Annotated in this window: 14 protein-coding genes and 1 pseudogene; 8 read left to right on the forward strand and 7 right to left on the reverse strand. The window is 74.4% G+C overall.

Translation table 11 applies throughout. The features are described 5' to 3' along the window. The first annotated feature begins 217 nt into the window (after nt 1-217). The 3 genes and pseudogenes from ACIPXM_RS33100 to ACIPXM_RS33110 all read left to right on the forward strand — a co-directional run bounded on the left by ACIPXM_RS33100 (nt 218) and on the right by ACIPXM_RS33110 (nt 4,587). Complete coding sequence (locus tag ACIPXM_RS33100; RefSeq protein WP_401663192.1) at nt 218-1,675, forward strand: DUF4157 domain-containing protein; 1,458 nt, start codon at nt 218-220, stop codon at nt 1,673-1,675. Nucleotides 1,676-1,823: 148 nt separating this feature from the next. After that, nucleotides 1,824-3,101, forward strand: a pseudogene (locus ACIPXM_RS33105) (anaerobic C4-dicarboxylate transporter family protein); the annotation flags it as partial. A 67-nt stretch (nt 3,102-3,168) separates the two neighbouring features. Then, nucleotides 3,169-4,587: a M20/M25/M40 family metallo-hydrolase gene (locus tag ACIPXM_RS33110; protein WP_401663194.1), complete on the forward strand. Its 1,419-nt coding sequence runs from the start codon at nt 3,169-3,171 to the stop codon at nt 4,585-4,587. A 56-nt stretch (nt 4,588-4,643) separates the two neighbouring features. Here ACIPXM_RS33110 and ACIPXM_RS33115 read toward each other — a convergent pair whose 3' ends face one another. Next, nucleotides 4,644-5,255: an SGNH/GDSL hydrolase family protein gene (locus ACIPXM_RS33115; protein WP_401663197.1), complete on the reverse strand. Its 612-nt coding sequence runs from the start codon at nt 5,253-5,255 to the stop codon at nt 4,644-4,646. 122 nt (nt 5,256-5,377) lie between these two features. Continuing rightward, the gene (locus ACIPXM_RS33120) at nt 5,378-6,121 is read right to left on the reverse strand and encodes a DUF2993 domain-containing protein (RefSeq protein ID WP_401663199.1); all 744 of its coding nucleotides are present in this window, start codon (nt 6,119-6,121) and stop codon (nt 5,378-5,380) included. A gap of 243 nt (nt 6,122-6,364) precedes the next feature. Here ACIPXM_RS33120 and ACIPXM_RS33125 point away from each other — a divergent pair, with 243 nt between their 5' ends. Both ACIPXM_RS33125 and ACIPXM_RS33130 read left to right on the forward strand, forming a co-directional pair. Beyond that, complete coding sequence (locus tag ACIPXM_RS33125) at nt 6,365-7,165, forward strand: isochorismatase family protein (protein WP_401663202.1); 801 nt, start codon at nt 6,365-6,367, stop codon at nt 7,163-7,165. After that, nucleotides 7,162-7,356 (forward strand): hypothetical protein, encoded by a 195-nt coding sequence (locus ACIPXM_RS33130; protein WP_401663205.1) that lies wholly within the window; start codon nt 7,162-7,164, stop codon nt 7,354-7,356. The genes ACIPXM_RS33125 and ACIPXM_RS33130 overlap by 4 nt, the downstream gene beginning before the upstream one ends. A gap of 39 nt (nt 7,357-7,395) precedes the next feature. Here the strand turns inward: ACIPXM_RS33130 and ACIPXM_RS33135 are convergent, their stop codons facing one another. Further along, nucleotides 7,396-8,526 carry an MFS transporter gene (locus ACIPXM_RS33135; protein ID WP_401663391.1) on the reverse strand — a complete coding sequence of 377 codons (1,131 nt, stop codon included), beginning with the start codon at nt 8,524-8,526 and terminating at the stop codon, nt 7,396-7,398. 203 nt (nt 8,527-8,729) lie between these two features. Next, entirely contained in the window at nt 8,730-12,140 is a 3,411-nt protein-coding gene (locus ACIPXM_RS33140) for a DUF4132 domain-containing protein (RefSeq protein ID WP_401663207.1), read from the reverse strand. A 145-nt stretch (nt 12,141-12,285) separates the two neighbouring features. Here ACIPXM_RS33140 and ACIPXM_RS33145 point away from each other — a divergent pair, with 145 nt between their 5' ends. Then, complete coding sequence (locus tag ACIPXM_RS33145) at nt 12,286-12,729, forward strand: nitroreductase family deazaflavin-dependent oxidoreductase (RefSeq protein WP_401663210.1); 444 nt, start codon at nt 12,286-12,288, stop codon at nt 12,727-12,729. On the opposite strand, the gene ACIPXM_RS33150 is transcribed toward ACIPXM_RS33145, so the two are convergent. After that, nucleotides 12,669-13,601, reverse strand: coding sequence for a DUF4389 domain-containing protein (locus ACIPXM_RS33150; RefSeq protein ID WP_401663212.1), 933 nt, complete (start codon nt 13,599-13,601; stop codon nt 12,669-12,671). The two genes, ACIPXM_RS33145 and ACIPXM_RS33150, sit on opposite strands and share 61 nt — an antisense overlap. 97 nt (nt 13,602-13,698) lie before the next feature. After that, entirely contained in the window at nt 13,699-14,796 is a 1,098-nt protein-coding gene (locus tag ACIPXM_RS33155) for a GlxA family transcriptional regulator (RefSeq protein ID WP_401663214.1), read from the reverse strand. A 146-nt stretch (nt 14,797-14,942) separates the two neighbouring features. On the opposite strand from ACIPXM_RS33155, the gene ACIPXM_RS33160 reads away from it, so the two are divergent. After that, nucleotides 14,943-15,902: an NADP-dependent oxidoreductase gene (locus tag ACIPXM_RS33160; protein WP_401663217.1), complete on the forward strand. Its 960-nt coding sequence runs from the start codon at nt 14,943-14,945 to the stop codon at nt 15,900-15,902. Between the two features lie 313 nt (nt 15,903-16,215). Next, nucleotides 16,216-17,349, forward strand: a complete 1,134-nt coding sequence (locus ACIPXM_RS33165) for a nitric oxide synthase oxygenase (protein ID WP_401663394.1) — start codon at nt 16,216-16,218, stop codon at nt 17,347-17,349. Between the two features lie 66 nt (nt 17,350-17,415). Here ACIPXM_RS33165 and fusA read toward each other — a convergent pair whose 3' ends face one another. Continuing rightward, on the reverse strand, nt 17,416-19,485 hold the full coding sequence (fusA, locus tag ACIPXM_RS33170; protein ID WP_401663220.1) for an elongation factor G: 2,070 nt from the start codon (nt 19,483-19,485) through the stop codon (nt 17,416-17,418). Between the last annotated feature and the right edge of the window lie 57 nt (nt 19,486-19,542).

Raw genomic sequence — 19,542 nt, forward strand, 5'->3', positions numbered from 1 at the left:
ACAGGCCCTAGGCCGTGTCCAGGCCGTGTCTTTCGGACAACGGCCTGGGGCGCCACACGGCCTGGAGGTTGTCCCGGTCCCGTCGGTTCCACGGCGGGACCGTGGTGCATATCACGGCGAGGGCGCCCGATTTCGCGTGGATTCGCCTTTGAGTGGCATGTGCGTTCCCGGTATCCAGGAGCAGGTACATGATCCAGCTCCGAAAGGGCCGCTCCGCATGCATACGCACAAACCCCGGAAGTCGTCCGACGAACCGGCGGCTCAGCGGTCGGCCGGGACGGCCGCGGCCGTCCCCGCGGCGTTACTCGCCCTGCAGCGCAGCGCGGGCAACGCCGCCGTCGTGCAGATGATGCGGCAGGCGGGACGGCCCGGCGGGCCTGGCCAGGCGCCGCATCAGCATGACGACGGCTGCGGCCACGACAGGCCCGGGGCGGCCACGGTGCAGCGTTCGGCCGTGCCCGGTGTGCTGAGCTCGGGCGGCCGGCCGCTGGACGAGGCCACCCGTACCGACATGGAGTCGCGGATGGGCGCGGACTTCTCCGACGTCCGGATCCACGACGACGCCGCGGCGCAGCGCTCGGCCGCCGAGATCGGCGCGCGGGCGTACACGTCCGGCAGTCATGTCGTCATCGGGCAGGGCGGCGGGGACCGGCACACGCTCGCCCACGAGCTCACGCACGTCATCCAGCAGCGGCAGGGACCGGTGGCCGGCACCGACAACGGCAGCGGGCTGCGGGTGTCCGACCCGTCGGACCGTTTCGAGCGCGCGGCGGAGGCGAACGCGCGCCGGGTGCTTTCGGGTTCCGCCGCCGCCCCGGCGACCGCGGAGCCGGTCGCGGCGCAGCGCGCCGAGGCGACGGGGGCCGTACAGCGGATGCCCATCCAGGACGTGCTGACCGACGAGCACTGGGAGCAGCGAGCGGGGGACCTCCCCGCGGTGGGCGCCACCGCTCCGGGCGGGGCGCGGAACCTCAACGAGATCCTCACCCGGGTGGCGAACCAGCTCCTGACGGATCTGACGGCGCAGGGCGCGGGCGCGGGCCAGCAGGAACTGCGGGTGTTCCGGACGATGACGGTCGAGGAGGCCGAGGCGATCCTCACCTGGCGCGGCGAGGGCAAGCTGGAGGGCACCGAGGAGTGGTTGCGGGGCCATCAGGGCGACGCGCAGATCACCGCCCACTACCACGCGGCCAAGGCGCTGCCCGGGGCCGCCGTCGGCGCGATGCCGGTCAAGAACCACCTCGGCGACATGGATCAGGCGTACCACTACTACAAGTCCCAGCACGACCAGCACTATGAGAACCACATGAGGGACACTCCCGGCCAGCGGGTCGTCGGCGGCCCGGCGACCCGCGTCCTGGAGTTCACGCTCAAGCCCGGCGCGCACGAGCTGCTGTTCAGTCCGGACAACATGGCCCTGTCCGGGAACACCGGCGCGGCGGCCGCGCTGCGCAAGATCTTCGCCGCGCGGAACCGCACCTTCGCGACGGGCTCGGGCGCCGAGGGCAGCCTCGGCGGTTATGTCGGTCTGAAGCCCGAGCAGCACGGCGACTTCAGTCTCAGTCTCGGGGACAGCGAGGCGACGAAGCTGCTGTTCCAGTTGTTCGTGAAGCGGGTCGAGGACGTGACGTCGCGGGCCAGTCACCGCTGGAACAACGAGACGACGGAGTACTGACGCGCACTGGCGGAGTACTGGCCGAGTACTGACGGAGTACTGACGGAGTACGAGGCGGCGGCGCAGGTCCGTACCGTGAACCACGGTACGGACCTGCGGCGTTGACCGGCGCGCGGGCGCCCGGGGAGCGGCATCGGGACGCCGCGCGGGGGGCATGGGCCTCGGACTCTGGGGCGTGTTCGGCACCGGGTTGCTGGTGTTCGGGTTCGGGCTCGCTCCCGGATCGCCGCCGGTGTCGGCGTTCTTCATCATCATCGCGGTCATCTCCGCGTCGGCCGCCATGCAGTCGGCGCGCGGCATCGACTATCTCGTGGGCATCGCGTCACGGATCATCAGACGGCGGCCCGAACGCATCACGTACGTGGCCCCGTTCGTCACCTTCGTCTTCACCGTGGGCTCCGGCACCTCGAACATCTTCTTCGCACTCATGCCGGTCATCTACGAGACCTCGCACCGCAGCGGCGTCCGCCCCGAGCGTCCGCTGACCGCCTCCACCGTCGCCTCCGGGCTCGGCATCACGGCCTCCCCCGTCTCCGCCGCGATGGCCGCCTACCTCACCCTGCTGCCCGGCGACTTCACCCTCGCCAAGATCCTCTCGATCACCGTGCCGGCCGCCGTCGTGGCGATCGTCGCCGTGTCGGTCATCCAGTCCCGCGTCGGCAAGGAGCTCAAGGACGACCCGGAGTTCCTCCGCCGGGTGGACGCGGGCATCGTCGAGCCGATCCCGGCGCGCGCCGACGACGGCGCGGCGCGGCCGGACGGCGGCCAGGCGCTTCCGGCCGGGGCCGCGCGCAGCGCGTGGCTGTTCCTCGGCGGTGTGGCGGTGGTCGTGCTCCTCGGCCTGTTCGACGGGCTGCGGCCGGTCGTGACGATCGGCGAGAAGACCGGGCCGCTGGACATGTCGACGGTCATCCAGCTGGTGATGTTCACCGTCGCCCTGCTGATCATCCTGCTGAACAAGCTGGACCCGGCCGACGTCATCAAGCAGCCGCTGATGACCGCGGGACTGGTCGCGGCGATCGCCCTGTTCGGCATCGCGTGGATGGCCGACACCTTCATCTCCGGCAACCAGACGACGATCATCGACCCGCTGACCGTGATGATCAAGGACCATCCGTACCTGGTGGCCGTCGGCTTCTTCCTCGTCGTGGGCCTCACCACCAGCCAGTCGACCGCGACCCGCACCATCGCCCCGATCGGCCTCGCCGCGCTCAGCCCCGCCGTCGTCACCGCCATGTGGACGTCCCTCACGGGTGTCTGGCTGTTCCCCGCCAACGGCTCGCAGATCGCCGCCGTCGAGCTGGACAAGACCGGCTCGACCCGGCTCTCGAAGTTCCCGCTCCACCACTCCTTCACGCTGCCGATGCTCGTGTCGTGGGTGGTCTCGGTGGGAGTCGGTCTGCTGCTCGCCACGCTCGTCCACTGACGCACGCCGCCGCACAGGGCCGGGCCCGCCCGTTCCTCCCCGATCCGAATCCGCAAAGGCGCACCTCGTGAACCACCACCACGCCGGACTCCCCCAGGCCCAGCCCTCGTCCCCGTCCCGGCCCCGGCCGCTCTCCGCCGCGACCCGCGAGGCCGTCGAGCGCCTCGGACCGCTCCTCCCCGAACTCGCCGAGGAACTGGCCGCCCTGGTGGCCCTCCCCTCGGTCGCCTTCCCCGGCTTCCCCGAGGAGCCGGTGCTCCGCGCCGCGCACGCCACCGCCGACCTGCTGCGGCGCAGCGGCGCAGCGGACGCCCGGCTGCTCGACATCCCGGGCGGCTACCCCGCCGTGTACGCCGAGGTGCCCGGTCCTCCCGGTGCGCCGACCGTGCTGCTCTACGCCCACTACGACGTCCAGCCCGCCCCGGACGACCAGCGCTGGAGCACCGACCCGTGGACGGCGACCACCGGTGCGGACGGCCGGCTGTACGGGCGGGGCGCGGCGGACGACAAGAGCGGCGTCGTCGCCCACGCGGCCACCCTGCGCGCGTTCGAGGGCAGGCCGCCGGTGCACCTCAAGATCCTCGTCGAGGGCGAGGAGGAGACGGTGAGTCACCTCGGTCCTTACGTGACCGCGCACCCGGAGATGTTCGCGTGCGACGCCTTCGTCATCGCCGACCTCGGCAACGTACGGACCGGGGAGCCCGCCCTGACCACGGCGCTGCGCGGCACCGCGGTGTGCGACCTGACCGTGACGGCGCTCGACGCCCCCGTGCACTCGGGCGTGTTCGGCGGCCCGGTGCCCGACGCGTACCTGGCGCTGAGCCGGATCGTCGCGTCCCTGCACGACGACACGGGCAACGTCGTGGTGCCCGGGCTGCACCACGCCGAGTGGCCCGGCGCCGACCTGGCGGCCGACGAGCTGCGGGCCGCCGCCGGGATGGCCGAGGGGGTCGAGGTGATCGGCTCGGGGACGGTGGCCTCGCACCTGTGGGCCCGTCCCTCGGCGAGCGTGCTCGGCGTCGACGTGCCCGCGCGGGACGGCGCCCCGAACGTGCTGCACGCGTCGGTCGCCGCCCGGATCTCGATGCGGGTGCCGCCGGGCGCGGACCCCGCGCGCGAGCTTGAGCTGCTGATGGAGCACCTGCGCGCGGCGGCCCCCTGGGGTGTCCGGGTGGAGGTCGAACCGGTGAAGACGGGGCAGCCGTTCCGGGCCGACACCGCGCACCCCGCGTTCGCCGCCGCCCGGGAGGCGATGGGCACCGCGTTCGGGCGGGCGGCCGGGACGATCGGCGGCGGCGGTGCGATCGGTCTGGTGGCCACGCTGCAGTCGGTGGCCCCCGGTGCGGGGGTCGTGCTGTGGGGCGCGGAGGACATGGCGGGGGCGCGCATCCACGCGGGCGACGAGAGCGTGGACCTGGCCGAACTGGCCCGGATCGTGACGGCGCAGACGCTGTTCCTCGGCCTGCTCGGTGATGCCGGGGAGTGACCCCCGCCCGGGGCGCGGGCCGGCCGCTCACGGCCGGCCCGTACGCCTCGGCAAGCTCAGTAGCGCGGCTGCAGGGGGCCGAGGCCGAGGGCCCGCAGGGTGTGCTCGGCCATCTCGAGCTGGCCCGCGGCGTTGGGGTGGGCCGGGTCGTCGAGCCAGGCGATCGGGTCGTCGTCGCCGAAGCGCTCGCGCCAGTGGGCCTCGTGGTCGACGAGCAGGGCGCCGGTCTCGTCGGCGAGCTCGCGGACGGCCTGCGCGTAGGCCGGGAGCGCGCCGCGGGCCTCGCGCCCGGCGAGGCTGACGAGCACCGGGGTGTGCAGGACGATCTGCGGCCGCGCACCCGCGCGCCGGAGGATCTCGCGCATGGCGTCACGGAACTCCGGCAGTCCGGCGAGACCGGCGCGCGCGTCGTTCGTGCCGAGCGAGACCGAAAGGACGTCGGGCTCGAAACGTCCGATGAGATGGTCGTACGAGCCGAGCACGTCCACCGCCCGCCAGCCGGAGACCCCGGTGTTGACGACGATGTCGGTCAGCCGGTCGAGCTGCCACCGGACCCGCTCCTGCAGGTGCTCCACCCAGCCGCGCGCCCCATGGGTGTGCAGCACGGCCTGGGTGATGCTGTCCCCGGCCGCCACCCAGGTCATGGGTTGCTCGGACAGACGGATCATGCGATTCCCCTCCACGACGCTCGGAGCCCCCAGGCGGCTGCCCGCCCCTGGCCCTCCCGAGCTCACAACATAACTCCCGTCCCACGGGCCTCGCGCACCCGTGTGGCGCGCTCCCCCGCAGGTCAGCCGCCGAGGACGACCTGGTGGCCGGTGAGTTCGAGTTCGAGGCCCTCGGGGGTGGCGCGGGAGCCGGTGATGTCGATGTTCTGCGGGAGCGGGATGCGCCAGGTGTACGGCTCGGGGCTGATCTCCGGGGCGCGGAACTGGAACTCGTCCGCGGCGACCGAGATGCTCGCCGGGGTGTTCAGGGCCCGGCCGTCCCAGGTGCCGGACACCTTCAGGCGGGCCTCCTCGCCGGAGCCGCCGTTCTGGGCCGTGCCGCTCTGGGTCTGATTGTTCTGGGCCTGGTCGGCGGGCGCGACGGTCAGACCGCCACCCTTGGCGAGCAGGCGGGAGACGACCCCCGAGAGGTCCTCGTAGCCGATGACGACGCGGCCGGTGACCAGGTTGGCTCCGGCGCTGCGCGCGGAGAGCGAGGACGCGGTGAGGTCGCGCAGCTCGAGGTCGAGGGCGCGGATGTTCAGGTGGTCGCCCTGGGCGTTCACCGTGGTGTTGACGGAGAAGTTCCCTGCGCTGAGGGTGACGTGGTCGAGCCGCATGTCGGCGGCCTGGGTCAGGAACGGGAAGCCGTGGATGGAGACCTCGGTGCGCCCGTCGGTCGAGCTCGCCCCGTAGCCGTACTTCTCCTGGACGAGGGCGACGGCCTCCTTCTCCGCGAAGTGGACCGCGATCCGGTCGAGGGCGACGAACAGTCCCGCCAGTATCACGACCACGATCGTCAGGACCTTCACCCAGCGTCGCTTCATCCCCGTACTCCCCCGTCGTTCACCGTATGAGCAGCGTGCCCGCGTGCCCGTGTATCCGCGCATCCGCGCATCCGCGTATCCGCGTATCCGCACGCGGATGCCTTCGCGCGTGTGTTCGCGATTCGCGTACGCGTAGGGGCAGACCTTACATCGACGCCCGGGGCGCGGTCGCGGGCGCGGGGGTGACGGGGCCGGGGGCCGGGAAGGATCACCTTCGGTGCGGGCACGGGGCCGAGGGGGAGCATGGGAACCGATTCCGACGCGGACACGGGTGCGGGTGCCGACGAGGGCGCGGACCCGGGCGGCCGGACGCACGCGTGGCGGATCGAGCCCCGGGAGTACGAGCGGCACGAGCTGCGACGGGGGCGGCGGCACGCGTACGAGCGGATCGAGGCCGCGCGGACGGCGCTCGTGGTGATCGACATGGTGGCGTTCTTCGTGGCGGCCAATCCGTACGCGCGCGGGATCGTGCCGCGGATCGCGCTCCTGGCGGGTGCGCTGCGGGCCGCCGGGGGTCTGGTGGCGTGGGTGCTGCCGGGGCGGCAGGCGCCGTTGGGGGCGCGCAGCGGGGAGTTCTACGGGGCGGCGGCGAGCGAGGTGTTCGCGCGCAGCGGCGGGGAGGGGCCGCCGCGCGGGCGGCTGTGGCCGGCGTTCGAGGTCGGGGCGGACGACCTGGTGGTGGAGAAGAGCGCGTACAGCGCGTTCTTCCCGGGGCGTTCCCCGCTGCCGGGGCTGCTCGTCGAGCGCGGGGTCGACACGGTCCTGGTCACCGGGACTCTGACCGATGTGTGCTGCGAGTCCTCGGCGCGGGACGCGGCGACGACCGGGTTCCGGGTGCTGATGGTCGCCGACGCGAACGCGGCGCGCCGGGACCGGGACCACAACGCCGCGCTGCACGTCATCTACCGGTCGTTCGGCGATGTGCGCAGCACGGCGGACGTCCTCCGGCTGCTCGGGGAGCCCCCTGGACCTGGAAGGATGGCGGAAGCGGAAGCTGAACAGGGACGGCAGGAACGGAACGGACCGATGGGGGATCATCGATGATCATGCTGGTGCTCGCGGGAGTCGTGGTGCTCGCCGCGTTCGGCTGCGGCTGTGTCGTGTGGGCCGCACGGGGCGGACCCCGCTGGGTGCGGGGCGTGGCGGCGGTGACGCTCACGGCCGGTGAACTGGTGCGGGCCGTCCAGCGTTCGGACCGGCGGCGGCGGAACCCCACCCAGTCCGGCAACGACTGAGCGCCCGGCGGCGGGCTCGGCGAGACGTACGGCGGGGGCTCAGGGCGTTCCGGTACGGATCGGGCGGCGCAGCAGATAGCCCGCGGCCGGGACGATCAGGGCCAGCATGCAGGCGATGAAGACCAGGCCCGCGCCCTCGAGGCCGAGCGGGTCGGCGAGCAGGCCGACGCCGACGACCGGGACGGAGATCCCGGTGTACGCGACCACGAACAGGGTGGAGATGACGGCGGCGCGGCGCTCGGCGGGTGCGGCCTGGGCGACGGCGGTCATCGCGGCGCGGAAGGCCAGGCCCTGGCCGATGCCGCCGGTCAGCGCGGCGAGGACGACGAGGGCGAGCGAGTCCGCGTGGATCGCCGCGGCGAGCAGGAGCAGGCCGGCGAAGAGCACGGCGCAGCCCAGCGGCAGGGAGCGGGTCACGCCGACCCGGCCGACGGCGAGCTGTCCGGCGGTGGAGGCGAAGAAGGCGAGCGCGACGACGAGGCCGCTGACGGCGTGGTTGTCCACGTGGAGGTAGCGGGCGAGGAACGCCGGGCTGACCGAGGTGAAGACGCCGAACAGGGCGAAGCCCACGAACGCGGCGACGGCCGCCGGGAAGAACACCGCCCGGACCTGCGGGGGCAGGGCGGGGCGCTGGGGGCGGACGGCCGACAGGGGGCGGCGGTCGGCCACGGTCTCCGGGAGCCACAGCAGGGCGAGGACGGAGGCGGCGACCAGGCCGAGGTGGACGAGGTAGGGCGTCCGCAGCGGGCTCGGCGCGTACTCGGCGAGGAGTCCGGCGAGGAGCGGGCCGCAGCCGAGACCGCCCATGTTGGCGGCGGTGGCCACGAAGGTGGCGCGGGAGGTGCCGCCGGGCGGGGCGAGTTCGAGGACGTAGGCGGTGGCGGCGCCGGTGAACAGTCCGGCGGACAGGCCGGAGAGCAGTCGGCCCGCGTACAGCCAGCCGAGCTGGTCGGCGGCGAGGAAGCAGCAGGCGCTGGCGGCCGCGAAGCCGAGCCCGCAGAGCAGGGTGGGACGGCGGCCGATGGTGTCGGAGACGTTGCCGACGAGCAGCAGGACGCCGATGACCGCGAAGGCGTACACCGCGTAGACGACGGTCACGGTCAGCTCGGAGAAGCCGAACTTCTGCTGGTAGAGGGGGTAGAGCGGGGTCGGCAGGGTGGTGCCGGTCATGCAGACGACGAACACCGCCCCGGCGAGCAGGCAGCGCAGCCAGCCCTGCCGCCGCGCCTGCTCCGCCGGTGCTGCCGCCCCGCCCGCTCGTGTGCCGTCGCCCTGGCCCGGGGTGTCCTCGCGCATGGCGCCGACCGTAACCCCGCCGGCCGGCCGGGGCCAGGTCGGCTCACCGGCGGCCGGCCGAGTCGGGGCGGACGGGGTCACGAGGTCAGCGCGGTGAGGTCGGCGAGGACCTCGCTGAGGACGACCGGATCGAGGTCGGCGAGGCGGGCCGGGTCGGGATCGCCGGGCCGCCGGGCGCCGGGGTGCTGTGCGAGGCCGATCGCCTCCAGGAACTGGTCCGGCTCGGCGTCCACGGCCCCGATGACGATGCCGGGTTCGAGCGTGACGACGAGGTGGCAGCGCGGTGCGACCCGGCGGGAGATCCACCCCTCGACGCCGCCGTCCTGCGGCGCGCCGCGCTCCCAGCCGCGCGCCCGGAGTCCGAGGACCTTGCCGGTGGGTACCTTGCGCCCCGCGAAGCGGGTCAGCTGGTCACCCTGGCCCTCGGCCTCGTCCAGGGTCAGGACCGGGCGGTCCAGTTGGGGGAACGGCTGGTCGAAACCGTGGGCGGCGAACACCTCGGCCCAGCGCTCGCGGGCGGGGCCGAGGCGCAGTGGGTGCGGCAGGGTGACCGTCGCCTCGTCGGCGAGGGTGCGCGGGCGGTCGTCGGGGTCCACGCAGCCGCCGTCCTGGGTGACGCGGAACGTGAACGCCTCGCCGTCCTGTGCGGCCTGCCAGACCAGGCGACCGGTGGGGTGCCGGACCAGCGGGTGGGCGACGAGGAGGCGCAGGAACTCGGCGCCGGTCCAGGTGCGGCCGTCGACCATCGCCTTCTCCAGGCGGTGCGTCAGGTCGCCCGCGACGCCGCGGGCGTCCTTCTTCAGCGCGGTGAACCGCTTCCGTTCGGCGGCGGCCCGGTCCTGGTCGTCCTGGGCGCCGGGCTTGGGCAGGTCCTTCAGGAGGCGGCCGGACGCGTCGCGCACGTACGGGGCGAGCCGGGCGTCGAAGCCGACGGTGAAGCGGCGGGTGCCGTAGTCGACGGTGGTCGTGCCGTCCGGGTCGAGCCCGAGGTCGGGGACGAGCCGGTCGGCGAGCTGGTCGGCGGTCAGGCCGAGTCCCTCGGCGACCTCGGTGATCTTCTCCTGGGCGCGTTCCTTGAGGGCCTTGAACCGCACCCGCTGGGAGATGCCGTGCAGGGCGGCGAGGGCGGTGTCGGTGCCGATGGCGGCCAGGACGTCGAGGGCCTCGACCGCGCGCTGGTTGGCGCCTTCGCCGGGCCAGGCCCGGATCACGGGGGTCAGGGCGCGGACGGTCTCGTCGTCGCCGAGCCAGGCGAGGCCGTGCAGGGCCCAGGCGCCCTTCGCGGGCATCCCGGCGATCCGCCAGTCCTCGAACAGGGCCCGGCCGAAGGCGGCGAGGGATTCCGGTGTGCACGCCTCGGCGAGCGGGGCGAGGCCCGGGTAGGGCGCCTCGGGCTTGGACAGGGCGAGCATGGTGAGGACATGGCCGACGGCGGTCACGGGGAGCGCGCCGCCGCCGTCCGTGAGCCGGATCCGGGGCAGTGTCCGGGGGTCGGCCCAGTCGGCGGGGGCCGGCAGGCGGGCGGGCAGGGCGGTGACGAGCGGGTCGGCGGCGAGCAGGAGGTCGACGGCCGCGGCGGCCTCGGGCCCGTACTCGGCGGCGACGGCACGGACGGCGTCCGCCCCGTGGGCCGTGGCGACGGTCCGCAGGGCGCCTTCGGCGGCCGTCCTGGCCGGGCCCGGGGTGCCGACCGCGTCCGGGACGAGCGGGCGCGCCGCGTCGGCGCCGTGCCGCAGGAACCAGCCGCGCGCGATGCGCCCGGTGCTCTTCAGCCGGTGCAGCCAGTCGGCCATCAGCCGGGCGACCCCGGTGTCGACGTACGGCAGCAGGGCGGGGGCCATGGCCAGGGGTTCGTCCTGCGCGAGCCGGAGCATCGGGGGCAGCACGGCGAGTTCATGGGCGGCGGCCAGTGCTCGGAAGGAGGCGGCGCCGTCGCCCTCGTCGAAGGGCCGCCAGTCGGCGAGGAGCGGGCGGACGAGCTCGGCCGGGCCGTGCAGGAACAGTCCGAGCGCGTCCCAGCTGCCCAGCCTGCCCTGGTGGAACAGGTCGACGAAGTGCTCGACCGGCCGGTACGGGTACCAGCCGCTCGCCCAGCACTCGCCGGTGGCCCAGGTCTCGCGCTCGTCGGGGAGCCAGGCGATCCGCGCGTCGGCCGGGGGGACGAGCCCCTTGACGACGGGCGGCTTGGCGGTGGTGCGCTGCCCGGTCCACGGCGGGGCGGTGAGGAGCGGCGGGAGAGCGGACACGGGGGCGTCGTCGGCCGGGTCGGGTTCGACGGTGAGCGGTGTGACGAGCGCGGCGACGGTGTCGGGAAGCCCGGGCAGGGCGGTGCGGGTCCGTGCGCGGTGGGCGGCCACCTGGGCGGTGAGCATCCGCTCGGCGAGCGCGGCGTGGGGGCCGCCGTCGCTCGCCGCGGCGCCGAGCAGGCGCAGCGCCCGGACGGGGAAGCGGCGGGCGGCGAGGGCCAGTTCGGGACGGACGCGCTTGTCGCCGATGCGGTCGACGAGGGCCTGGAAGGCCGCGTCGACCGGCAGCTCGCCGAGGGCGGCCGCGAGGGCCGCGGTGTCGTCGCCGGAGTGGGCGGGGGCGGCGAGCGCGGTGACGAGCAGCGGGGTGACGGCAGTGCCCACGGCGTCGGCGACGGTCGCGACGACGAGCGGGCGCACGGCGCCCCAGGGGTGTCCGGCGTGCGCGCTGCCGGTGGCGTGGGCCGCGAGCTGGTCGGCGGAGCCGACCGCGCACAGCAGCCGTTCGCGGACCGGGAACAGGGGGTGGCCCAGGACCTCGGGGTCGGCGAGGCAGTCGTCGGTCCAGGCCCGTTCGGTGGGGACGAGGAAGCTGACGGCGGCCTTGCGGCGGGCGTCGCCGCGGTGTCCGGCGAGACCGGCCACGGCGGACGCGTGGTCGGCGTCGTCGGTGACGGCGAGGAGCGCCCGGACCCGGTCGAGCGTGGCGTACGCCCGCATGGAGCGCCAGTCCACGTCGTTCTGGGGAACCCGCTCCACGCCGCGGACGAAGCCGGGGGTGTGGAAGGGCTGATGGCGCTGGGTGCGGCAGTCCAGTTGCTCGACGGCGGCGCGGGCGGCGAACGGCAGGCCGTGGGCGGCCACCCAGGCGTCGGCGAGCTCGGCGCCGCCGACCCCACCTGCTCCGTCGGGCAGCAGCACGGCGAGGACGGCGGCGCCGAGCGGCTCGGGCACCCCCGCGTCGTGTGTGCGGGCCGCGCCGACGAGGAGTTCGTCGCCGGTCGGCGAGTCCAGCGCGCGCTCGATGTCCTCGGCGTACCGGGCGCGCCACTCGTCCCAGCGGGCCGCGTCGGGCGCGACCGGAGCGACCTCGGTCGCGACGCCGCCGCGGCGGGGGTGGAGGAGCTTCTTCCAGGCGGCGGGGAAGACGAAGGTGTCCTCGTCGGGCTCGGCGGCCTGCCCGGACGGGCTCTCGGTGGTGGGGTCGGCCGAGCCGTCCCCGGTGTGCTCCCAGCGCCCCACGGGCCCCTTCTTTCCTCGACGTACGAGACCAAGATCGGTCCTGATCTCTCCTCACACACCGTAGGCGGGGGGTCTGACAATGCTTCTTACCGTCCGGAATACCTCGGTGTCCGGCGGTCGTTGGAGCTGACCAAGGAGGTTGGACATGGCACTTGTCGGTGTGTACGAGCCGAGCCCCACGCAGTGGGTCCGGGATCAGGTGGAGCTGTACGAGTCCTCGGGCGGTACGGAGGGGACCACGATCCGTGGGGACCTTCCGGTGATCCTTTTGACGAGTGTCGGCGCGCGGAGCGGGAAGATCCGCAAGACGCCGCTGATGCGGGTGGAGCACGAGGGGGCGTACGCGCTGGTCGCGTCCAACGCCGGGGCGGTGAAGCATCCGGTCTGGTACCACAACCTGGTCTCCTCCCCGCTGGTGGAGCTTCGGGACGGCACCCAGGTGTGGGAGATGAAGGCCCGTCTGCTGTCGGGCGAGGAGCGTGCGGTGTGGTGGGAGCGGGCGGTCGCCGCCTTCTCCGACTACGCCGATTACCAGGCCAGGGCCGAGCGCGAGATCCCGCTGTTCGTCGTCGAGCCGACGGCGGTCTGACCGGAACCGGCCGGACCGGCTGGATCTGCCGGACCGGCCGGATCTGCCGGGGCGGTGACGGTGGTGACGGCGTGCGTGCCGTGGCCACCGGCACCGCCTCCGGCGTTGGTGTCGTCGTTCCCGCCGCTGGTCGAGGTCAGGGTGCCGTTGGCGAGGTGGCCGACCAGGCCGAGGAAGAGGAACAGCCAGACCAGGATCTTCGCCGAGGTGTCCAGGAGCAGCGGGCGGGTGCCCGAGCGGACCTCCTGGGCGGCGGGGGCGGGTTCGTCGCCGAGGATGCCCTTCGGGTAGACCGGGGTGAGCATCATGACGTACGCGCTGAACCGCATCCGGTAGCGCACGACGGCGGCGGTCGCGGTGTACGCGGCGTCCGGCATCCGCCCGGTGAAGAGCGTGATCAGCCAGAACACCCAGCCGACGGCGAACCAGCCGGTCTGGGCGAGCCCGCTGATGATGGCGCCGGGAATCATCAGGAACAGCCGGAAGAGGACCGCGAGCCGGTTGAGCGGGGTGCGGCGCAGTTCGATGCGGACCGGATGGTCGGGGGCGTCGAAGGAGAACGGCGGGTAGCGGTCGACGAGCAGGGTCTCGCTCGCGGAGACCCGGGTCTGGTACGCGAGGATCGCGCCGAGCACGGAGGCGATCGGGTCGGGCAGCCGGCCGGTGAACAGGGCGCCGAACCAGCCCGCGACGGTGACGAAGAACGCCACGAACGACAGCACGGCGACGGCGATGAACTGCGGGATGAGCAGCAGCCAGCGCAGCAGTACGGTCCAGCGGCGCTGCGGCTCCGGCGGCGGGATGTCCAGGGGTGGCCGGAATTCGTCGGCGTCCGGGTCCTCGATGGGACGGGGTTCCCAGCCTGCCGCCATGTCCGCCTCCGTGTGCCGCGCCGTGTCGCCTTGGGGTCACCTCGATCGTGCCGCGCGCGGGCGGACGGCGCATCGCCACGGGGGCCGGGCGGGGCGGTCAGGCCGGGGCGGCGGCCGGGAGTCCCGGGGCGCGGTGGGCGGCGCGGTAGGCGAGCGGCGCGAGCCCGAGGTGGGTGTGGAAGTGCTTGCGCAGGGCCACCGGGTCGCCGAAGCCGCAGGCGGTGGCGATGGCCGCGACGGTGAGTTCGGTGGTCTCCAGGAGGTGCCGGGCGTGGTCGATGCGGCGCTGGAGGAGCCATTGGAGCGGGCTGGTGCCGACCTCGGCGCGGAACCGGCGGGTGAAGGTGCGCTCGCTCATGAGCGCGTGGCGCGCCAGGTCCTTCAGGGTGAGCGGCTCGGCGAGCCGGGTCAGCACCCAGTGGCGGGTGGCCGAGGTGGACCGGTCGGCGTCGGCCGGGACCGGGTGCTCGATGAACTGTGCCTGGCCGCCCTCGCGCCAGGGCGCCACCACGACCCGGCGGGCGGCGGCGCTCGCGACGGCCGCGCCGTGGTCGCGGCGCACCAGGTGGAGGCACAGGTCGATGCCGGCCGCGCCGCCCGCCGAGGTCAGGATCCGGCCACTGTCGACGAACAGCACGTCGGGGTCGACGTCGATCTTCGGGAAGAGGCGCGCGAAGGCGTCGCAGAGCATCCAGTGGGTGGTGGCGCGGTGGCCGTCCAGGAGTCCGGCGGCGGCGAGCAGGAAGGCGGAGCTGCACAGGCTGACGACCCGGGCGTCGGGCCTGATCAGGTCGAGCGCGGCGGCGAGTTCCGGCGGCAGGGTGCCGGTGGCGAGCAGATGGGTGGACGGCTCCTGGGTGGCGATCACCACGGTGTCGGCGGTGGCGAGGGCGGTCTCGTCGTGGTCGACGAGCAGCCGGAAGTCCTCCGCCGTGTGCACCGGGCGGCCGCCGAGCGAGCAGGTGACCAGGGTGTAGAAGGGGATGCCGTGCTCGTCGGTGGCGGCGTTGAACACCCGGGCGGGGACGCCGAGGTCGAGCGGCAGCACGCCGTCCAGGGCGAGGACGACCACCCGGTGCGGCGCCCCGGACGCGCCCTGGCCCGGGCCCGGAGCGGGGACGACCGCCGACGGGTAGCCGGGCGCGGAGGGCACGGCGGGGCGGGTGGGCGCGGTGGTCGTCACGACGGAAGCCATGGCTGGAATAGTACGACAGCTGTCCTTCCGGCCACTCACTCGGCGGGCCGGCCAGGAGAAACCCTTGGTCGGGCCGGGGGTTCCGCCCCGGCTCGTACCACCGGGCGGCAGGCCCCGTGCCGTACGCCCGAGAGTGAAGGAAGATCATGAGCGAGACCATGCGGGCCGTGACCCTGACCGCGTTCGGCGGCCCCGAGCGGCTGACCGTCGCCGAGGTACCGCGCCCCGCGCCGCTGGCGACCGAGGTGCTGGTGCGGGTGCGCGCCGCCGGGATCAACCCGGTCGACTGGAAGACCCGCGACGGGCACGGCCTGCCCGGTGCGGTGTCGCTCCCGGTGATCCTCGGCTGGGACGTCTCCGGCGTCGTCGAGGCGGTGGGCGCCGGGGTCACCACGCTGCGCCCGGGCGACGAGGTGTACGGGATGCCCTGGTTCCCGCGTCCGGCCGGCGGGTACGCGGAGTACGTCACCGCGCCGTCCCGGCAGTTCGCCCGCAAGCCCTCGTCCGTCGGGCATGTGGAGGCGGCGGCGCTGCCGCTCGCCGCGCTGACCGCGTGGCAGGCCCTGGTGGACACCGCGCGGGTGACCGCGGGACAGCGGGTCCTGGTGCACGCGGCGGCGGGCGGCGTCGGGCACCTGGCCGTGCAGATCGCCCGGCACCTCGGGGCCGAGGTGGTGGCCACCGCCCGGGAGCCCCGGCACGGCTGGCTCAAGGAGCTGGGCGCGGACGAGACGATCGACTACACCCGGGAGCGCTTCGAGCACGCGACCGCTCCGGTCGACGTGGTCCTGGACCTGATGGGCGGCATCGACGACACGGACGTGCGGTCGGTCGCGGTCACCCGGCCCGGCGGCCTGGTCGTGTCGCTGCCGGGCGGTGTGCGGGACGCGCTGGCCGCGGCGGGCGAGGCGGCCGGGGTGCGCACCACCCCGATGATCGTGGAGCCGGACTCCCCCGCCCTGACGGCGATCGCCGGGCTCGTCGACGCGGGCGCGCTGCGGGTCGAGGTGGAGCGCGTCTTCGCGCTCGGCGAGGCCGCCGACGCGCACCGGCTGGGCGAGGGCAACCGGACGCGCGGGAAGCTGGTCCTCGACCTGACCCGCTGACGACCCCGGCGGCGGCTCCGGTGACGCCCCCGCTCACGACCGGGCACTGCGCCGTACCCGCCCGCAGACCCGGACAAGTGGGGCGGCACCCTAGCAGCGCGGCACCGGCCGGTGGGCGATATTCGACTACTCTCCACACCCGCCCGACTTCGTGAGGTAGTCATGGGGCCAGGGAGGGAACACCTTGGTCTTCAGTCTGAGTCGTCGCCGTAAAGCCGCCCCCGTCGCCGGCGCCTGCCCGTTCGCGCACACCCACACCCCCGCCGCCCCCGCCCCGGCGCAGGACCCCGGTCTCGATCCCGGTCCCGCGCCCGTGCCGCCGCCGTCCCCGTCGGCGTCGCTCCGGCAGGAGGCGGAGCGGTTCGTCCGGCAGTACCACGCCGAGCACCCGCAGCTCGCGGCCGAGGCCGGTGCGGAGGGCGGTGCCGTGGAGGCGCGGCTGCGGGAGGTGCGGGCCGAGATCGAGCGGACCGGCACCTACACCCACTCCCCCGCCGAGCTGACCTTCGGCGCCCGGGTCGCCTGGCGCAACGCCGCCCGCTGCATCGGGCGGCTGTACTGGCGCAGCCTGGTCGTCCGGGACCTGCGCGCGGTGTCCTCCCCCGACGAGGTCGCGGAGGAGTGCTTCGAGCATCTGCGGCTCGCCGGGAACGGCGGCCGGATCCGGCCGGTGATCTCGGTGTTCGCGCCGGACCTGCCGGGGCGGCCCGGGCCGCGGATCGTCAACGACCAGTTGGTGCGCTACGCCGGGCACCGTACGGCCCAGGGGCGCTGGGCGGGCGATCCGCGCAGTGCCGGGCTCACCGAGCGGGCCAGGGCGCTCGGCTGGAAGCGGGACCAGGAGCAGTTCCAGGTGCTGCCGTTGCTGGTGCGGGCGGGCCCGGGGGCGGCGCCGGAGTGGTACGAGCTGCCGGACGGCGCCGTGTCGGAGGTGCCGTTGCGGCATCCCGACCACGCGTGGTTCGCGGACCTGGGGCTGCGCTGGTACGCGGTGCCCGCGATCAGCGACATGGTGCTGGAGATCGGTGGCATCCGGTATCCGGCGGCGCCGTTCAACGGCTGGTACATGGGCACCGAGATAGGCGCCCGCAATCTCGCGGACGCCGAACGCTTCGACCTCCTCCCGGTGGTGGCGGACCGGCTCGGGCTCGACCGGTCCTCGGAGCGGACGCTGTGGCGGGACCGGGCGCTGGTGGAGCTGAACGTGGCGGTGCTGCACTCCTTCCAGGACGCGGGGGTGACGATGGCCGACCATCACACCGAGTCCGAGCGGTTCCTGCGGCACATCGCGCAGGAGGCCCGGCACGGCCGCCCGACGCCCGCCGACTGGAGCTGGATCGTGCCGCCGGTGTCGGGCTCCGCGACCCCGGTGTTCCATCGCTATTACGACCCGGTGGACGCGTCGCTGCGGCCCGCGTTCCTGGCCCGGGAGCCGCACGAGTCGTAGCCCGGGGGCCCCGATGTCCTCGGGGGCCCGGCGCCGTGACGGCGCCGGGCCCCCTGCTGCGACGGGTCAGCGGGCGGGGGCGTAGCCCGCCGGGCGGGTGGTGAAGGTCGCCCGGCCCTGGGTACGGCTGCGCAGGTGCGTGGCGTAGCCGAAGAGTGCCGCCAGCGGGACGGTGGCGGTCAGGACCGCCGTGTCCGCGTGCGTGGTGGAGTCGGTGATCCTGGCCCGGCGGGCCGTCAGATCACCGAGCACCGTGCCGACGGAGCTTCCGGGCGCGGTGACGGTGATCTCCACGACCGGTTCGAGCAGGGTGGTGCCCGCCGTGCGCAGGGCCTCGCGCACGGCGAGGCGGCCCGCGGCCCGGAAGGCCAGTTCGGACGAGTCCTTCACATGGGTCGCCCCGTCGGTGAGGGTGACCCGGACGCCGGTGACCGGATGGCCGCCGAGCGGTCCTTCGGCGAGCGCGTCGCGGCAGCCCGCCTCGAAGGCGCGGACGAACTCGGCGGGGACCCGGCCGCCGGTCACCGTCGACCGGAAGACGAAGTCCTCGGCCGAACCGCCGCCGGTCCGCTCGCCCCCGGTCCGGTCGCCCGCCACCCGCTCACCCTCCTCCAACGGCGCGAGGTCGAGCACGGCGACCGCGAACTGCCCGGACCCGCCGTCCTGTTTGACGTGCCGGTAGGTCAGTCCGGTGACCGTCCCGGCGGGCGTCTCCCGGTACGCGACCCGGGGGCGGCCCACCGTCACCTCCAGGTTCCGGTCGCGGCGCAGCTTCTCCACCGCGACCTCCAGGTGGAGTTCGCCGAGGCCCGAGAGCACGGTCTGGCCGGACTCGGGGTCGGTCCGCACGGTCAGCGAGGGGTCCTCCTCGCTGATCCGGGCGAGCGCGGTGGCGAGCCGTTCGGTGTCGCGGCCGTGCCGGGCCTCGACGGCGACGGACACCACCGGGTCGGCGCTGACCGGCGGTTCGAGCCGGACGGGTGCGTCGGGCGCGCAGAGGGTGGCGCCGGTGCGGGCGGACTTGGGGCCCACGACGGCGACGATGTCGCCCGCCTCGGCGCGGTCGGTCTCGGCGGTGCGGTCGGCCTGGACGCGCAGGATGCGGGCGATGCGTTCGGTGCGGCCCGCGGTGGTGTCGAGCACGGTGTCCCCCTTTCTCAGGGTGCCCGCGTAGAGGCGGAGGTAGGTCAGGCGGCCGGTGGCCGTGGTGGTCACCTTGAAGGCGAGCGCGGTGAGCGGCGCCGTCGGGTCGGCCGGGTGCTCGCCCCGTACCGGCGGCAGGTCGGCGGGGGCGGGCAGGTAGGCGACGACGGCGTCGAGCAGCGGCTCGATGCCGCGGTTGCGGTAGGCGGAGCCGCACAGCACCACGACGGCCTCGCCGGACAGGGTGAGGTCACGCAGGGCGGCGGTCAGGGTGGCCGCGTCGAGGGTGCCGGTGGCGCAGAACTCCTCCAGGGCGCCCGGGTGGAGTTCGGCGACCGTCTCGACGAGCCGCCGCCTGCGCCGTACCGCCTCCTCGGCCAGGTGGTCGGGGACGGGCCCGGTCTCCTGGCCGCCGGTGCCGTCGTCCTGCGGTGGGTGCCAGGTGTGGGCACGCAGCCGGATCAGGTCGACGACTCCGGTGAAGCCGTCCTCGCGGCCGATGGGCAGCTGGACGGGCAGCGGTACGGTGCCGAGCCGGGTGCGGATCGACGCGACGGCGGTGTCGAGGTCGGCTCCGGCGCGGTCGAGCTTGTTGACGAAGGCGAGGCGCGGGACGCCGTGCCGGTCGGCCTGGCGCCACACGGACTCGCTCTGCGGTTCGACGCCCGCGACGGCGTCGAAGACGGCGACGGCGCCGTCCAGGACGCGCAGCGCGCGTTCGACCTCGTCGGCGAAGTCGACGTGCCCTGGGGTGTCGATGAGGTTGAGGCGGTGGCCGGCCCAGTCGCAGCTGACGGCCGCGGCGAAGATGGTGATGCCGCGGTCGCGTTCCTGCGGGTCGAAGTCGGTGACGGTGGTGCCGTCGTGGACCTCGCCGCGCTTGTGGGTGGCGCCGGTCAGGAAGAGGAAGCGCTCGGTGAGCGTCGTCTTGCCCGCGTCGACGTGGGCCAGGATGCCGAGGTTGCGGATGCGGGTACGGGTCTCGGTTCGCATGGGATGGGGTCCTTCGCGTGCGATGCGTGGGTGCAGGGCAGCGCGATTCCCGTGACG

The sequence above is a fragment of the Streptomyces sp. NPDC090025 genome (genome assembly GCF_044748125.1).
GTDB lineage: Bacteria > Actinomycetota > Actinomycetes > Streptomycetales > Streptomycetaceae > Streptomyces.

What these genes read in the sequence shown, in the direction of transcription:
- ACIPXM_RS33100 (WP_401663192.1), top strand. Translation starts at nt 218, where the DNA reads ATGCATACGCACAAACCCCGGAAGTCGTCCGACGAACCGGCGGCTCAG.
- ACIPXM_RS33115 (WP_401663197.1), bottom strand. Translation starts at nt 5,255, where the DNA reads ATGATCCGTCTGTCCGAGCAACCCATGACCTGGGTGGCGGCCGGGGAC.
- ACIPXM_RS33120 (WP_401663199.1), bottom strand. Translation starts at nt 6,121, where the DNA reads ATGAAGCGACGCTGGGTGAAGGTCCTGACGATCGTGGTCGTGATACTG.
- ACIPXM_RS33125 (WP_401663202.1), top strand. Translation starts at nt 6,365, where the DNA reads ATGGGAACCGATTCCGACGCGGACACGGGTGCGGGTGCCGACGAGGGC.
- ACIPXM_RS33130 (WP_401663205.1), top strand. Translation starts at nt 7,162, where the DNA reads ATGATCATGCTGGTGCTCGCGGGAGTCGTGGTGCTCGCCGCGTTCGGC.
- ACIPXM_RS33135 (WP_401663391.1), bottom strand. Translation starts at nt 8,526, where the DNA reads ATGACCGGCACCACCCTGCCGACCCCGCTCTACCCCCTCTACCAGCAG.
- ACIPXM_RS33145 (WP_401663210.1), top strand. Translation starts at nt 12,286, where the DNA reads ATGGCACTTGTCGGTGTGTACGAGCCGAGCCCCACGCAGTGGGTCCGG.
- ACIPXM_RS33150 (WP_401663212.1), bottom strand. Translation starts at nt 13,601, where the DNA reads ATGGCGGCAGGCTGGGAACCCCGTCCCATCGAGGACCCGGACGCCGAC.
- ACIPXM_RS33155 (WP_401663214.1), bottom strand. Translation starts at nt 14,796, where the DNA reads ATGGCTTCCGTCGTGACGACCACCGCGCCCACCCGCCCCGCCGTGCCC.
- ACIPXM_RS33160 (WP_401663217.1), top strand. Translation starts at nt 14,943, where the DNA reads ATGAGCGAGACCATGCGGGCCGTGACCCTGACCGCGTTCGGCGGCCCC.
- fusA (WP_401663220.1), bottom strand. Translation starts at nt 19,485, where the DNA reads ATGCGAACCGAGACCCGTACCCGCATCCGCAACCTCGGCATCCTGGCC.